Origin of the sequence: Pseudoduganella guangdongensis (assembly GCF_009857475.1) — a bacterium.
Classification (GTDB): domain Bacteria; phylum Pseudomonadota; class Gammaproteobacteria; order Burkholderiales; family Burkholderiaceae_D; genus Rugamonas; species Rugamonas guangdongensis.
In genome coordinates this window covers 62,370-77,575 of sequence record NZ_WWCJ01000015.1, presented here as the reverse complement: position 1 = coordinate 77,575, position 15,206 = coordinate 62,370, and the positions used below count along the sequence as shown (strand labels likewise).

Below are 15,206 nucleotides of genomic sequence, written 5' to 3'. Positions count from 1 at the left end.
GAGCTCCAGGGTTGATTTATGCGTTCAGCGATGCCAGCTCGGCGATCGCCCCGTCCATCGCCTTGCGGATATAGTCGGCATTGGCGGAACGGTGGGTGAACAAGATGGCTTTGCGCGCGGCGGCCACGTGCTGGTCCGGCGTGTCGAGCACGCGCCGCACGCCTTGGCCGAAGCCTTCGGTCGGCACGTAAATGATGCCGCTGTCCTGCCAGTCGCCCAGCGTGGGCAGGGTGCTGCTTTCGGAAATGATGGGAATGCCCATGGCCAGCGGCCGCAGGCAGCGGTTCACTTCCAGGTGGTCGGTCTCGTAGGCGTGCATGTTCAGCACATAGCGGCATTCCAGCAGCTGGTTGCACAGCGCCGCACCATAGAAGCCGGAAATATGCTTGATGCTGACGCCTTCCCGCTCCAGCTCGGCCACCAGCTTCTTGCGGCGCTCGTTGTAGGCGCCGTAGAAGGCCAGGTCGTATTTGAGCTCCCACTGGGCGCCGTTGGACTGGCACAGGCCGGGCGTCGGCAGCAGCGGCACTTCCAGCGCGCGCAGTTGCGGCACGCGGTGGCGGATATCATCGATATTCGATTCCGACCAGTCGAAGGTGACGTAGCGCGACAGGAATTCCAGGTATTCGCGGGTGATCAGGTCGGAGCTGCTGCCCAGCTGCTCGCCGTTGAAGATGATGGTGTTGTGCGGCTGCGCCACGGCAGCCACTTCGGCGAAGGGGTGCGAGAAATGCGAGCCGACGCCGAACAGGACGTTGACCGTATTGGGGTTGGGATCGACGAAGTTGGCGGTGATCTGGCAATCGTAGCCGGCCGCGCGCAGCAGCTGCTGCAAGGCCAGCATGGTGTCTTCAAAGGTCCAGATCGACAAGCCGTGGTACTTGTTGATCATCACCAGGTTTATTGTTTTCATTTTCCCCTCTGTGGCTGTGATTGTATCGCCAGCCTTAGAAATGCTCTAGAGGCAAGTTGACGCCGGCCCGCGCCAGCAGGGCCTGGCGTGCCAGGCGCGCTTCATGCGTCGGGCACGGGAATTTTTTATACAAATGCAACATGGTCGGCAGGATCAGGTCGTCGCGCGAATTGCCGCGGCGCATATTCTCGCTGGCGCCGGCCGCGCTCTTGTGGATCACCACGCTGTTAATGCCCGGCACATAGCTCAGTTGGCCGCGCTGCAGGCAGGCCAGCAGATAGTCCCAGTCTTCGTAAATGATGAGCGAAGCGTCGTAGCGGATATCGGCGATCAGGTCGCGCCGGTACAGCAGGCAGCTGTTCGGGATGCGGTTCAAGACCCAGGTGTCAAGCGCGGACACGCCGTCGATCGACAGCGGGGTGGCCGCTTCCAGCAGGCGCGGCGGCATCACGGTGCGGTCTTCGTTCTGTACCTTGAAGTCGTGGAACAGGATCTCGGCCGGCGCCGCCTGCACGCGCGCCGCCAAGGCTGCCAGGTGGCCCGGCTCCATGGTGTCGTCATCATCCAGGAACATCAGCCAGGGCTGGTCGGCCAGGGCCAGGCCGGCGTTGCGGCTTTCCGCCGGGCCCGGCTTGCTGCTGCGCGTGACATAGGTGTAGCGGCCCTGCAGCGCGGCCAGCGCTTCCAGCGGCGGCGCGCTAGGGGCGACGTCGTCGACGATGATGACGTGGAAGTCCTGCCAGGTCTGGGTCGCCAGCGATTGCAGCGTGCGCGCCAGCAGGGCCGGGCGGTTGTGGGTCGGGATGATGATATTGAACATGGTTTTCCTTACAGCGCGGCCAGGGCGGCGCGCACGGCGGCCGCCACTTGGTCGGCTTGCGCCAGGGTCATATGCGGGCCGATCGGCAGGCTCAGCACTTCACGGTGGATCGCTTCGGCAATCGGGAAGTCGCCTTCCTGGAAGCCCAGCGCGGCATACGCTTGCTGCATATGCGGCGCGATCGGATAGTGCACGATGGTGCCGATGCCCTGCTCGGCCAGCTTGGCGGCCAGGGCGTCGCGCTGCGGGTGGCGTACCACGTACAGGTGCCACACCGGCTCGGCCCAGTCGGGCACGTGCGGCAGCAGCAGGCCGCTGCCGGCCAGCAATTCGGTATAGCGCGCGGCAATGGCGCGGCGCTGCGCGTTGCCGGCGTCCAGCGCCTCCAGCTTGACGTTGAGGAAGGCGGCCTGCATTTCATCCAGGCGCGAGTTAAAGCCCTGCACCAGGTTGTGGTACTTCTGCTGCGAACCGTAGTTGCGGTAGGTGCGGATGCGTTCGGCCAGCGCGGCATCGCTGGTGGTGATGCCGCCGGCGTCGCCCAGCGCGCCCAGGTTCTTGCCCGGGTAGAAGGAGAAGGCGGCGGCCTGGCCCAGGGAACCGGTGCGGCGGCCGCGGTAGCGGGCGCCGTGCGCCTGCGCCGCGTCTTCCAGCACCAGCAGGCCATGCTGTTCGGCCAGGGCCAGCAGCGGGTCCATGTCGGCCGGCTGGCCGTACAGGTGCACCGGCACGATGGCCTTGGTGCGCGGCGTGATGGCGGCGGCCACGCGCGCCGGGTCCAGGTTGTAGGTCGCTTCCACCGGCTCCACCGGCACCGGGGTGGCGCCGCATTGCGACACCGCCAGCCAGGTGGCGATAAAGGTGTTGGACGGCACGATGACCTCGTCGCCCGGGCCGATGCCGCTGGCTTTCAGCACCAGCATGATGGCGTCCAGGCCGTTGGCCACGCCGATGCCCTGCGCCGCGCCGCAGTAGGCGGCGAAGCGCTGTTCGAAATTCGCCACTTCCTGGCCCAGGATGTACCAGCCCGAGTTCAGCACGCGCTGGAAGGCGGCTTCCAGTTCGGCGCCCTGGCTGAGGTTGATGGCTTTGAGGTCGAGGAAGGGGACGGTCATGGTTGCTCTTTATGGATGGGGGCGGGCCACCTGGGCCTTGAATTCGTCGTAATCGTGGAAATAGTCGTCCGGGTCGTACATGGTCGAGGCCAGCACCATGCACACTGCGCCGGACGAGAAGTTTTCCACTTCGCGCCACATCAGTTTCGGGATGTAGAGGCCGTAATAGGAACGGTTCAGCGAAATTTTCTTGCGGCCATGGCCGTCGTCCACGATGACATCGAAGCTGCCCGACATGGCGACAATGAACTGCTGCAGCTCGCGGTGGCCGTGGCCGGCGCGCGAAGAACCGCCCGGCACATCGTACAGGTAGTACACGCGCTGGATTTCGAACGGGATATGGCGCCCCGATTCGATCACGGACAGGTTGCCGCGCGGGTCGTTATGGCGCGGCAGTTCAATCAGCCGGCAATCGTCCAGCATGGCTCATCCTTTCAAGTGGGCCAGGTAGTCCTGGAAACGGGCATAGGATTGCACAACCTGCGGGAAGATGCCGCCCAGGCGGATATGCGCATCGTCTACCTTGCCGCGCATGGCCAGCAATTCCTCCAGGCTGATCACGCCCTGCTCATAGCTGGCCGGCAGCAAGTCGATATAGTCGGAGAAGCAATAGCCGAAATTCGGGTTGGCATAGTAGTTCGAATTCGACTGCAGGCGCTGGTCCTGGCGGAAGTAGCTGAGCTCTTCGTCCAGGTAGCAGGCAATGCCGTCGCCCGCCGTCAGGTTGAGGTAGGCGGCCAGGTCGGCCAGGCCGTAGGTGCAGTCGTGGCGGCCAACCTTGAACAGGTCGTGCCAGCCGATTTCCCACAGTTTGTCGCGGCGGAACATGATGGTGGAGAACTCGCCCACCAGGTTCTGCATGCCCAGCACGCAGGTGCGGTGCAGGTCGCGCCCGCTGATGGTGCCGGTCACCTGGTAGGGGCGGCGCGTTTCCTTGCGCATATTGTCGGCATCGATCACCTGCGAAGCCGAGAAGGCCAGCTGGATCTGGTCGTTGCCCTGCATCGACGCCACCATGCGCTCGATACAGAACGGGTGCAGGATATCGTCGTCGAACAGCGGCTTGATGTACGTGCCCTTGCCGGAGTAGATCGAGGACAGCACATTGGCTTCGCGGATCACGCTGTTGCGCTGGTAGATCACGCCGTTGAAGCGGGCGCAGATCTTCTCGATGGCGTCGGTCGGGCAATTGTCGCTGACCAGGATCTCGGTGTTCGGGTACGTCTGGCCGATCGCGGAGCGCAGGCATTGCTCGAAATGCTCGGCCTTGTAGGTGGGGAGGACGATGCTGACTTTAGGCAGGCTCATGCTGTTCAGGCCGCGACGGCGCGAATGATGTATTGGTAAGGAATGGCGTCCGCTTCGGCCTGCTGCGGGTCGGCACCGGCCGCGACGGCCATGGCGCGCAGCGCGGCGGCGGTGGCGAGCGGCGGCGGCGGCATGTTGACCGTTACCATTTCCGCCACCACGAAGCCGCAGGCGGCAAACATTTCCTGCAGCGCGCTGCGGGTCAGCCAGTGCATCGGCTGCGGGCCGGGCACGCCGCCTTCGGTTGCGCGCAGGCTGCCGCCGGCCAGGGCCGCCTGCAGCATCCAGTGCTGGGCGTTGGTGACGCAGGCCAGCACTTCCACCTGGCCGCTGGACAGGGCGCGGATGCGGCGCAGCACGGCGGCCGGGTCGCGCAGGCGTTCCAGGGTTTCCGGGAAGATCCAGGCCTGGTTGGCGGCCAGGTTTTGCCAGTCGCCCGGCGTCAGCTGTTCCAGTTCGCTGGCCACCACGGCGCTGGCCCAGCCTTCCGGATCGTGCTGGGCGGCGATGGCGGTGTAGCGCACGCCGGGGCGGGCGTGGCGCACCGCCTGCGCCAGCGTGCCGGGACCGACTTCGGCCACGCTGTGCAGGCCGGGACGCAGCATGCGCAGCAGCACGCTCGGTTGCATCGCCAGCTCGCCCGGGTCGGGCACACCGGGCTTGCCGGCCTGCTCCAGCGGCACGTCGGTCGGTTCGCCCGGCGCGCGCACCCAGACGGTTTCCAGCAAATCTTCAAAGTCGCGCACGAAGCGCGGCGTGTCGAACAGGGCCGACTGGTCGCGCCCGTCCACCAGGCGCTGGCGCAGGGCGGCCAGGCGCGGGCGGTCCTTGGCCAGGGCCACGGCGGTGGCGATATAGTCGTCCAGCGTGTGGGTGACCAGTTCCGGCAGGTCCATGGCGTGCAGCAGGCTGCCGGCCATGCGCGAGCTGAAGGTCTTGCCGGCGCAGGTCAGCACCGGCAGGCCGGCCCACAGCGCGTCGCTGGCGGTGGTGCCGGCGTTGAACGGCGCGGTGTCGAGGAACAAGTCGGCCACCTGGTAGCGCGCCAGGTACTGCGCCGGCGGCACGCGGCCGGCGAACACCAGGCGGGTGCCGGGCACGCCGCGCGCTTCCGCCTCGCGCACCAGGTTCTCGCGCGTGGTTTCGGCGTCGGACACCAGCCACAGCACGCTGTCCGGCACCTGCTTCAGGATTTCCATCCAGGCGCCGAAGACGTCGGGCGTGAACTTGTAGTTGTTGTTGAAGGAGCAGAACACCATCGTGTCGTCCGCCAGGTTGCAGTCGGCGCGCGTCGGGCGCGGGCCGATCGCGCGCTGGCGGTCGTTGATCTGGAAGGTGTTCGGCATGTGCAGCGGTTTTTCCGTGAAGTACGGTTCCAGCTCGGGCGGGATCAGGAAGCGGTCGGCCAGCACGTAATCGACGCCCGGGATCGCGGTGGAACCGGGGAAGCCGAGCCAGGTCAGTTGCACCGGCGCCGGGCGGTAGCACAGGATGCCGGCGCGCGCGCCCAGGGTCAGGCCGTGCAGGTCGACCAGGATGTCGATCTCGTTATCGCGGATGCACTGCGCCGCCTGCAGGTCGCTCATGCCATCGATGCGGATGTAGTGGTCCATGGCGCTGACCACGCGCGCGCGCAGCGGCGAATGGTCTTCGCGGCTCCAGGAGAAGGCATACACCTCGACGCGCGAGCGGTCGTGCAGCTCGTACAGCTCGGCGGTCAGGATCGACACCGCGTGCGAGCAGAAATCGGAGGACAGGTAGCCGATGCGCATGCGGCGGTGGGCGTAGCCCGCCTCGGTGCCGAGCGGCGTCACATTGGTGGCGACTTTTTCTTCGATGAAGCGGCGCGCGGCGGCCAGTTGCTGCGCCGGTTCGGGCGAAGAGCCGAGCATGGCCAGGGCCGAGGTGCCGTCCAGCAGGTCTTCCTGCGGGATGCCGATCAGTTCGCTGTTGTAGACCGGCCATTCGCACAGCTTCTGGCGCAGGTGGATCCAGTGCGTGATGACGTTGCGCTGCTTGGGGTCGAGGCGCAGGCTCTGCGTCAGCATGGCTTCCGCTTCCGGCAGGCGTTTCTGGATTTCCAGCAGGCGGCCCAGGTTGTTCAGCGTTTGCAGGTGCAGGGCGCGCTGCTCGACGATGTTGGGCACTGTGTCGAGGATTTCCTGCCAGATTTGCAGGGCGGCGTCGGGCTTGCCCAGGCGTTCCTGCAAGGTGCCCAGGTTCAGGCGCGCTTCGACGAAGAATTTGTTGAGGGCGATGGCGCGGCGGTACAGCTGTTCGGCGCCGGCGGTATCGCCGCTGTCGGACAGCATCACGGCCAGGTTGAAGCAGACCGCGTACGCCACCGGCGATTGCGTGTTGTCGAGCCAGCTGCGGTAGAGCGCAACGGCTTGCGGCACCTGGCCGCGTGCGGCCAGTTCGGCCGTGGCGTTAAAGAGTTCGGGCACTTGCAACTGGCCCCGGGCGGCCAGCGCCTTCAGTTGCGACAGGTTGGTCAACGGAGCGGCGGAAGCGGGTGCGGTCATTCCTTGTCTTTCTGGTCAAATCGGCGCCGCGGCGCGGCGGGCCGCAGGGCACAATCATACCCTGTTGCCCGTCGCCGCGGCGGTGTTTTTTAGCCTCCGCGCAACATTCCTCCCTATGAAGCGCCGCTTAGCGCGGCGCCGCCAGCAGCAGCTCCTCCGCCTTGCGCTGCTGCACCGGACGCAGCTCGCTGCCGGCCAGGCCGGCGCTGCCTTGCGCCGAGAAGCGCGCCATCGCATCGGCCATGGCGCCGGCGGCGTTGGCGATCGGGCTGGTGGCGTTGCCCGGCATGGCCGGCAGGGCGTTCGGCGCTTGCGGCGCCGCAGCCTCGAAGCCATTCAGCGCATGGGTCAGGGCGCTGACGGCGCGGCTCATGCCGCTCGCTTCGGTGGCGAACCAGACGTCGGCCGTGGTGCCCTGGCTGCCGTCGGTGCGGGTATAGCCCGATTGCAGGCCGACCACGTTGCCGTTTTGCCAGCCGCTGCCCAGTTGCGAGCGGGTCGAGATGGATGCGATATGCAAGTCCTGCAGGCCGAGCAATTCGGAGGCATCGCTCTGGCCATCGCTATTGCGGTCGACCCACACGCGCAGGTCGCCGTAGGCGGCATCCTGCTGGTCGATGCGGCCATCCTGGTTGCCGTCCAGCGCGGCCAGGGCGGCGTAACCGTCGCGGGCGCGGCTGCCGTCGGCCAACTGGCTGGCTTCGCCGAACAGCTCGCTGCCATCGTCGATGCGGCCATTGCGGTTGCGGTCGAGTGCCAGCAGGCCATCGTCCTTGCCGACCCAGCCGGTGCGCACCTGCTGCCCGCTGGCGCGGATATCGAAGCGCACCCCATCGGCCATGGCCAGGGTTTCAATGCCGTCGCCATCCAGGTCCAGCACCAGCGGCGTGGCGTAGCGCGAGGAACCGATGACGAAGGCCATGGTCTGGGTCACCGTCATCACCGCCACCTGGGCATCGGTGAAGCCGCCCACCTGGGTGATGCTGAAGGCGGCCAGCGCCTCCGTGGTCAGGACCTGGGCATGGGCCGTGGTCAGGGCGCCGATCTCGGCGGTGGTGAGGGCGGCCGCCTGCGCCGTGGTCAGCGCCGCCACCTGGGCCGTGGTCAGGGCCGCAATCTGCGCCGTGCTGAGCGAAGCCACCTGGCTGCCGCTCAGGGCCGCGAACTGGGTCGTGGTCAGGGCGGCAATCTGGGTCGTGGTCAGGATCGCCAGCTGGGCCGTGGTCAGGGCTTGCACCTGGGCCGCGTCGAACGCTTGCAGCTGGGCGCCCGTCAGGGCCAGCAGCTGGCTGTTCTTGAGCGCCGCCACCTGGGTCGTGCTGAAGCCGGCCAGTTGGGTATTGCTGAAGTAGCTCATCTGCGTGGCGGTGAAGGCGCCGATCTGGCTGGTGCCCAGCACCACCAGCTGGCTGGTGGCCAAGGCGCCGACCTGGTCGATGTCGAGCGCCGCCAGCTGGGTGTTCTTGAGCGCCTGCATCTGCTCGGTTTCCAGCGCGCCCACGCTGGCCACGCTGAACATGGCGACCTGGCTGGCAGTCATGGTCTGGATCTGGCTGGTGGTCAGCGCCTGCACCTGGTCGGTGCTGAGCACGCTGACCTGGTCGCCGGTGAGGGCGGTGATCTGCGACAGCTTGATGCCCGCCACCTGGTCGGTGCTGAGCGACTGCACCTGGGCATTGGTCAGCAGCGGCAGCTGGGTATTGGTGAAGTAGCCGATCTGGCTCGCGCTCAGGCCCGACAGTTGCAGGGTGCTGAGGGCGAACATCTGGTCGGCGCTGAGGGCGCTGATTTGCACGCTGCCCAGGCCGCCCATTTGCGCCGCGTCGAGCGCGCGCAGCTGGTCGGTGCTGAGCGAGACCACCTGCGCCGCGGTCAGGGCCGCCAGCTGGGCGGTGCCGAGGCGGCTGACCTGGTCGGTGGTGAGCGCATCGAGCGCCGTCAGGCTCAGCGCCGCCACCTGCAGGCTGCCGAAGGCATTCAGCTGGTCGCTCGACAGGGCATGCAGCTGGGCGCTGGTGATGGCGCCCGCCTGGCCCACGGCAAGACCAGCCAGCTGGCTGGTGGAGAGCGAGCTGAACTGGCTGGTGCTGAGGGCTGCCAGTTGGCTGGTGCCGAGCGCCGCCAGGGTGCGTGTGGCCAGCACGGCCAGGTCGGCCGTTTCCAGCGCCAGGGCTTGGGCGTCGAGCAGGGCCGCCACCTGGGCCGTGGTGAGGGCGGCCGCCTGGTCGGTGGTCAGGGCCACGATTTGTGCAGTGCTCAGGCCGCCGGCCACCTGGTCGCCACGCAAGCCTTGCAGGGCGGCGGTCGACAGGGCGGCGAACTGGTCGGTATCAAGGCTGCCCAGCTGGTCATAGCTGAGCGCGCCCAGCTGGCGGCTGGCCAGCAGGGAAACCTGGCCGGTGGTCAGCGCCACCAGTTGCGCCGTGGTCAGGCCGAGCGCCACCTGGCGCGTGGTCAGGGCGGCGATGCCACTGGACGACAGGTTGTTGAGCTGATCGCTGCCCAGCGCCGCCACCTGGTCGGTGGTCAGGGCCGCTACCTGGCGCGTGGCCAGCGCCGCCACCTGGCTGGTGGACAGGCCGGCCAGGGTGTCGGTGGCCAGGGCGCTCAAGGGCGCGGTGGCGATGGCGGCCAGGTCTACCGTTTCCAGCGCATTCAGCTGGTCGCTGGACAGGGCCAGCAGCTGGTTGCTGCCGAGGGCCGCTGCCTGCTGCGTGGTCAGGGCCACCAGCTGGTCGCTGCCGAGGGTGCCGAGCTGGTCGGAACCGAGGCTGTTGAGCTGGTGGGTCTTCAGGGCGGCCACCTGGTCCGAGGCCAGGGCCGCCAACTGGTCGCTGTTGAAGGCGCCCAGTTGCACGGTGGCCAGGCCTTGCACCTGGCTGGTGGTCAAGGCTGCGACCTGGTTGCTGCCCAGCGCGCCGACCTGGTCGGTGCTGAGGGCGGCCAGCTGGCGCGTGGCCATGGCTTGCAATTGGTCGGTGGCAAGGTGGGCCATGGTGTCGGTGGCCAGGGCGCGCACCTGGGCCGTGCCGAGGGCGGCAAAGTCCACCGTTTCCATCGCGTTCAACTGGTCGCTGCCCAGTGCTGCGGCCTGGGCGGTGCCGAAGGCGGCCACCTGGCGCGTGCTGAGGGCCACGATCTGGTCGCTGGACAGGCTGCCCAGCTGGTCGCTGTGCAGGCTGTTCAGCTGGTTGGTCTTGAGCGCCGCCACCTGGTCGGTGCCGAAGGCGAGCAACTGGTTGGTGCCGAGCACGCCCAACTGGGAGGTGCCGAGGCTTGCCACCTGCGCCGTGCTCAGCAAGGTGAGCTGGTCGGTCGAGAGCGCCGCCACCTGGCTGGTGGACAGGGCCGAGGTTTGCTGGGTGGTGAGCGCCATGAACTGGTCGGTGCCCAGGTAGTTGATCTGGTCGGTGCTGAGGGCGGCCAGGCTGGCCGAATTCAGCGCCGCCACCACGGCGGTGTTCAGGGTTTGCAACTGGGCGCTGGTCAGCGCCTGCACCTGGGCGGTCGAGAAGCCGCTGGCCTGGCGCGTGCTGAGCGCGGCCATCTGCTCGATGGTCAGGGCCGCCACCACGGCGGTGGACAGGGCTTGCACCTGGGCGCTCGAGAGCTGGGCGAACTGGTCCAGGCTGAGCGCAGCGGCCTGGGCCGACGTGAGCGAGGCCACCTGGCCGGTCCCCAGGGTCGCCACCTGGTCGGTGGTGAAGGCCGACAGCTGGTCGGTGCTGAGGGCCGACAACAGGGCCGTGCTGAGGCTGCTGGTCTGGGCGGTGCCCAGTTCGGCCAGTTGCGCCTGGTTCAGGGCGGCCAACTGGGCGGTGCTCAGGGTATTGAGCTGGGTGCTGGTCAGGGCCACCACGTCTTCCAGCTCGATGACGGCGATCTGGTCGCTGGTCAGGGCGCGCACCTGGGCCGTGCCCAGGCTGCCGACCTGGCTGCTGGTCAGGGCCATCACCTGGTAGGTGGACAGGGCCTGCACCTGGCGGCTGGTCAGCGAACGCAGCTGGCCGCTGGTCAGGGCCTGCACCTGCCAGTCGCCCAGGCGCTGCACCTGCTCGGTGGCCAGGGCGGCGAACTGGCTGGTGCGCAGGGCGGCCAGGTCCTGGGTTTCCAGGGCCAGCAGCTGGTCGGAGCTGAAGGCGTTGAATTGGGTCGCGGTCAGGCTTTGCATCTGCAGCGTGGTCAGGGCCGCGATCTGGCTGGTGGTCCAGGTGGCGATGACGGCCGTGCTGAGACCGGTCAGCTGGGTATTGCGCAGGGCCGCGATGGCGTCGGCGCTCAGGGCCTGGAACTGGTCGCTGCTCATGCCGGCCAGCTGGACGGCGGTCAGGCTGACGGCTTGCGCCGTGGTCAGCGACGCCACCTGGGTGGTGGTCAGGCCGCCGATCTGGGCGCTGCTCAGGGCCGCGATCCAGGTGCCCGGCAAGCCTTGCAGCTGGGCGATGGTGAGGGCGGCCAGTTGTTCCGTGCGGAAGCCCCACAACTGGCTGGTGCGCAGCGCGGCCAGGTCTTCATTTTCCAGCGCCTGCACCTGGGTGGTGGACAGCGCGCCCAGTTGGCCGCCGGTGATCAGGCCGACCTGGGCCGTGGTGAGGGCGGCCAGGTGGGCGCTGTCGAGCGAGGCCACCTGGGCGGTGGACAGGCCGCCAATGGCCGCCGCTTTCAGGGCGGCGAAGTCGGCCAGTTCCATGGCGTCCAGCTGGGCGGTGCTGAAGGCCAGCAATTGCGCCGCATTCAGGGCCGCAGCCTGCTGGGTTTGCAGCGCCACCACCTGGTCGGTGCCGAGGCCGGCCACCTGGTTGCTGTTCAGGGCGGACAGCAGGCCGGCATTCAGGGCTTGCACTTGGGCCGTGGTGAGCTGGCTGAACTGGTCGGAGCCCAGGCCCGCCACCTGCACCTGGCGCAGTACGGCCACGTCCTGCGTGGACAGGGCGCGCAGCTGGGTGCTGTCGAGCGCCATCAACTGGCGGCTGCCCAGGGCAAAGACTTGGGTCGTGCTCAGGGCGGCGATCTGGTCGCTGGTGAGGGCGGCGAACAGGGTGGTGCCGATGGCGGCCACCTGGCTCTGCTTGAGCGCGCCAATCGCGCTGCTGCTGATGGACGAGATCTGGCTGGTGTCCAGGCTGTTCAGTTGCGCGCTGCTGAGGCCGCTCAACTGCAAGCCGCTGAGGACCGCGAACTGGCTGGAGGTCAGGGTATCGAGCTGGCCGGTGGTCAGGCCGGCCACCTGGTGGCTGCCCAGGGCCTGCAATTGCTGGCTGCCCAAGGCGCGCAGCTGGTTGCTGCTGAGGGCGGCCATTTGCGGCGCGCGCAGCACCGCCAGGTCGGCTGTTTCCAGGGCCAGCAACTGGTCGGTGCTCAGGGCTTGCAGCTGGCGCGTGCCCAGGTTGGCGGCCTGCGCGGTGGTCAGCGCCACCAGCTGGGCGTCGCTCAGGGCGCGCACTTGCTGCGAGCTGAGGGCGTTGACCTGGTTGCTGCGCAGGGCGGCGAAATCGCGCGTGCCGAGGGCCAGCAACTGGTCGGTTTTCAGCGACACCATTTGCGCCGTCGTCATGGCGGCGGCCTGGGCCGTGGTGAAAGCGGCGATCTGTTCGGTCTTGAGCGCGGTCAGCTGCACGGTGGAGAGCTGGGCGATCTGCAAGGTGCTCATGCTGGCGATCTGCTCGGTATCCAGGGCCAGCACGGCGCTGGTGCCAAGCGCGGCCACCTGGTGGCTCTTCAGCGCGGCAAAGGTGGCGGTGCTGAAGGCGGACAGCTGTTCGGTGCTGATCACGCTCAGTTGCAGGGTGGTCAAGCCTTGCGCCTGGGCCGTGGTGAGGGCGGCGATCAAGCCGGTCTCCAGCGCGACGATCTGGTTGGTACGCAGGGCCGACACCTGGTTGCTGCGCAGGGCGGCAAAGTCGGACGCGGTCAGCGCGTTCAGCAGGTCGGTCGAGAGCGCGGCCAGGTGGCGCGTGCCCAGCGCCTGCAGCTGGCTGGTGTTCAGCGCGTCGAACTGGTCGCTGTTGAAGGCATTCAGCTGTTGGGTGGCCAGGGTCGAGACCTGGGCCGTGCTCAGGGCTTTGACCTGGTCGCTGCTCAGGCTGCTAAAGGTATCGGTGGCCAGGCTGGGCAGGGCGTGCGTGGCTAGGCGCGCCAGGTCGGCCGTTTCCAGCGCGGCGACCTGATTGTTGTCGAGCGCGGCCAGTTGATGGCTGCGCAGCACCGACGCTTGCAGGGTGCTCAGGGCAGCGATCTTGTCGGTGCCGAGCCAGCTCATTTGGGCGGTGCTGAGGGCCTGGATCTGGGCCGTGCTCAGGGTGGCGAACTGGGCGGTGGTGAGCGCCGCCAGCTGGTCGCTGGTGAGTGCCGCCACCTGGCTGGTTTTCAGGACATTCAGGTTGCGGCTGACCAGGGCGGCCATCTGCTCGGAGCTCATGGCGTCCAGCTGGCGCGTGCCGAGGCCGCCCGCCTGGATCGAGGTCAGGGCCAGGATTTGCTGCGTGCTTAGGGCCTGGATCTGCGCGCTGCTCAGCACATTCAGGTGCTGCGTCTTGAGCGCGGCGATATCGGCCGTCTGCATGGCTGCAAGCTGGTCGGTGCCCATGCCGGCCACCTGGCGCGTGTTGAGGGCGCCCACTTGCAGGGTGCTGAGGGCAACAATGTGGTCGCTGTCCAGTGCCGCGAACTGGGTCGAGGACAGGCTGGCAATCTGCAGCGTGGTCAGGGCGGCGAACTGGTCGGTGGTGAGCAGGTCCAGCCCTTCGCCGGCCAGCACGGCCAGGTGCTGGCTGCGCAAGGTCACCAGGTCGGCGGTCTGCATGGCCGCCAGCTGGGTGCCGTCAAGGCCGGCCACATGCTGGGTGCCCAGGCTGCTGACCTGGGCGGTGGTCAGGGCCACCACCTGTTTAGTGCTGAGCGCACCGATCTGGGCGCTGTCAAAGCCGATCAGCTGCTGCGTTTTCAGGGCGGCGATCTGGTGCGTGCCGAAGGCGCCGATCTGGTCGCTGCTCAGGGCGCGCAGGGTGCGGGTGCTGAGCGCGGCCACCTGGGCCGTGGTCAGTTGTGCGATCTGGTCGGTCACCAGCTTGGTGACCTGGGTGGTGGACAGCATATTGATGGCGCTGCTGTTCAGCACCGCGAAGTCCTCCGACTCCATGGCATCGAACTGCGCCTCGCTCAGCACGCCGACCTGGCTCGAGGTCAGGGCGGCGGCCTGTTTGGTGCTCAGGGCCACGATGGAATCGGTGCTCAAGGCGCGTACCTGGGCCGTGGTCAAAGCCTGCAGCTGGTGGGTATTGAAGGCCGGCAGCTGCTTGCTGGTCATCACGGCGATATCGACCGTGGGCAGGTATTTGACCTGGAAGGCACTGAGGGCGCCCAGCTGGGTACTGTTCAGCACGAGGAACTGACTCGTCGTGATCGACGCGAGCTCCGCGGTGGTCAGCGCCGCCATCTGGCTGGTGGTGATCGACGCGACTTGGTCGGAGTTCAGGGAGGATATGATCAGGCTCATGATGTCAGTATAAAAAGGGCTCCACTCGACACTCTATATTAATGGAGAAAGTGTTGATTTGCAGAAAAAGTGGGTAAATACCGCGTAAATCTAGCCATTAAAACAATGACTTAGATTTAAAAAGCGACTCAGCAATAAGTAATCTTGGAATCAAGGTAATATCAGATTTTTAACTGTTTAATAGCCGCTGACCATGTTGCAAACTCCCGCCTCATTCGTGCCATTGTTGAGGGCGCCAGAAAATGGCGCGCGCCTGACCTTCTTATTCCACCGCGACCGGCTCCTGTTGCGCGAAGGCAACTTGACTTTGCCGGAAGGCCTGCAGGTCGATACGGCCCGGCTGCACCCGGTCGGTGAATGGCAGGGCCGCCATTGCGAAGTGGCCTGGACCGACGAGGAGCAGGCGCCGGCCGGCCACGCCTTTGTCGGCCTGCGCGGCCTGTTTGGCGCAGTCGGCGACGATTTCCTCGGTATTGCCGGGCGCGCGTTCCAGATCGCCGAATGGGCGCGCACCCACCGCTTCTGCGGCGCCTGCGCCGGGCCGATGGCGCGCGCCGAGGGTGAACGCGCCATGCGCTGCGGCGCCTGCGGCCACCTGGCCTACCCGCGCATTTCGCCGGCCATGATGGTGCTGATCAAGAAAGGCGAGCAGCGCCTGCTGGCCTGCCACGCCAATTCCCCCTACAAGCGCTTTACCGCGCTGGCCGGCTTCCTGGAGGCGGGCGAATCGATCGAAGAGGCGGTGCACCGGGAAGTATTCGAGGAAGTGGGCCTGCGCGTGCATAAGTTGCAGTACTTCGGCAGCCAGTCCTGGCCCTTCCCGCATTCGCTGATGATCGCCTACACCGCCGAATACCTGGACGGCGAGATCGTCACCGACCCCAACGAGATCAGCGAAGCGCGCTGGTTCGGCCCCGGCGACGAGTGGCCGACCCTGTCGCATACGGTGTCCATCGCCAGCGAGCTGCTGGCCGTCAACCGGCCGTGAAGATTCGGGGTCAGGTCTGACAATCGGACATTTTTCGGAGAA

The 15,206-nt window shown here is 67.1% G+C and carries 8 protein-coding genes; 1 reads left to right on the top strand and 7 read right to left on the bottom strand.

Annotation, left to right across the window (positions count from 1 at the left end; genetic code table 11):
• Positions 1-16: 16 nt before the first annotated feature.
• The 7 genes from GTP41_RS19515 to GTP41_RS19485 form a co-directional block, all read right to left on the bottom strand.
• Positions 17-913, bottom strand: a complete 897-nt coding sequence (locus tag GTP41_RS19515; protein WP_161027248.1) for a hypothetical protein — start codon at positions 911-913, stop codon at positions 17-19.
• 34 nt (positions 914-947) lie between these two features.
• Positions 948-1,733 (bottom strand): glycosyltransferase family 2 protein, encoded by a 786-nt coding sequence (locus GTP41_RS19510; RefSeq protein ID WP_161027247.1) that lies wholly within the window; start codon positions 1,731-1,733, stop codon positions 948-950.
• Between the two features lie 8 nt (positions 1,734-1,741).
• Positions 1,742-2,848, bottom strand: coding sequence for a DegT/DnrJ/EryC1/StrS family aminotransferase (locus GTP41_RS19505; RefSeq protein ID WP_161027246.1), 1,107 nt, complete (start codon positions 2,846-2,848; stop codon positions 1,742-1,744).
• Positions 2,849-2,857: 9 nt separating this feature from the next.
• Positions 2,858-3,271 (bottom strand): sugar 3,4-ketoisomerase, encoded by a 414-nt coding sequence (locus GTP41_RS19500; protein ID WP_161027245.1) that lies wholly within the window; start codon positions 3,269-3,271, stop codon positions 2,858-2,860.
• 3 nt (positions 3,272-3,274) lie between these two features.
• Positions 3,275-4,156, bottom strand: coding sequence for a glycosyltransferase family 2 protein (locus tag GTP41_RS19495; RefSeq protein ID WP_161027244.1), 882 nt, complete (start codon positions 4,154-4,156; stop codon positions 3,275-3,277).
• A 5-nt stretch (positions 4,157-4,161) separates the two neighbouring features.
• Positions 4,162-6,681: an O-linked N-acetylglucosamine transferase, SPINDLY family protein gene (locus tag GTP41_RS19490; protein ID WP_161027243.1), complete on the bottom strand. Its 2,520-nt coding sequence runs from the start codon at positions 6,679-6,681 to the stop codon at positions 4,162-4,164.
• 127 nt (positions 6,682-6,808) lie between these two features.
• The gene (locus GTP41_RS19485; RefSeq protein ID WP_161027242.1) at positions 6,809-14,176 is read right to left on the bottom strand and encodes an SPM autocatalytic domain-containing protein; all 7,368 of its coding nucleotides are present in this window, start codon (positions 14,174-14,176) and stop codon (positions 6,809-6,811) included.
• Between the two features lie 193 nt (positions 14,177-14,369).
• On the opposite strand from GTP41_RS19485, the gene nudC reads away from it, so the two are divergent.
• Positions 14,370-15,164 carry an NAD(+) diphosphatase gene (gene nudC, locus GTP41_RS19480; protein WP_161027241.1) on the top strand — a complete coding sequence of 265 codons (795 nt, stop codon included), beginning with the start codon at positions 14,370-14,372 and terminating at the stop codon, positions 15,162-15,164.
• The last annotated feature ends 42 nt before the right edge of the window (positions 15,165-15,206 follow it).

Bases quoted from the DNA above. Each gene is read 5' to 3' on its own strand.
- GTP41_RS19515 (WP_161027248.1), bottom strand. From the start codon at position 913: ATGAAAACAATAAACCTGGTGATGATCAACAAGTACCACGGCTTGTCG.
- GTP41_RS19510 (WP_161027247.1), bottom strand. From the start codon at position 1,733: ATGTTCAATATCATCATCCCGACCCACAACCGCCCGGCCCTGCTGGCG.
- GTP41_RS19505 (WP_161027246.1), bottom strand. From the start codon at position 2,848: ATGACCGTCCCCTTCCTCGACCTCAAAGCCATCAACCTCAGCCAGGGC.
- GTP41_RS19500 (WP_161027245.1), bottom strand. From the start codon at position 3,271: ATGCTGGACGATTGCCGGCTGATTGAACTGCCGCGCCATAACGACCCG.
- GTP41_RS19495 (WP_161027244.1), bottom strand. From the start codon at position 4,156: ATGAGCCTGCCTAAAGTCAGCATCGTCCTCCCCACCTACAAGGCCGAG.
- GTP41_RS19490 (WP_161027243.1), bottom strand. From the start codon at position 6,681: ATGACCGCACCCGCTTCCGCCGCTCCGTTGACCAACCTGTCGCAACTG.
- GTP41_RS19485 (WP_161027242.1), bottom strand. From the start codon at position 14,176: ATGAGCCTGATCATATCCTCCCTGAACTCCGACCAAGTCGCGTCGATC.
- nudC (WP_161027241.1), top strand. From the start codon at position 14,370: ATGTTGCAAACTCCCGCCTCATTCGTGCCATTGTTGAGGGCGCCAGAA.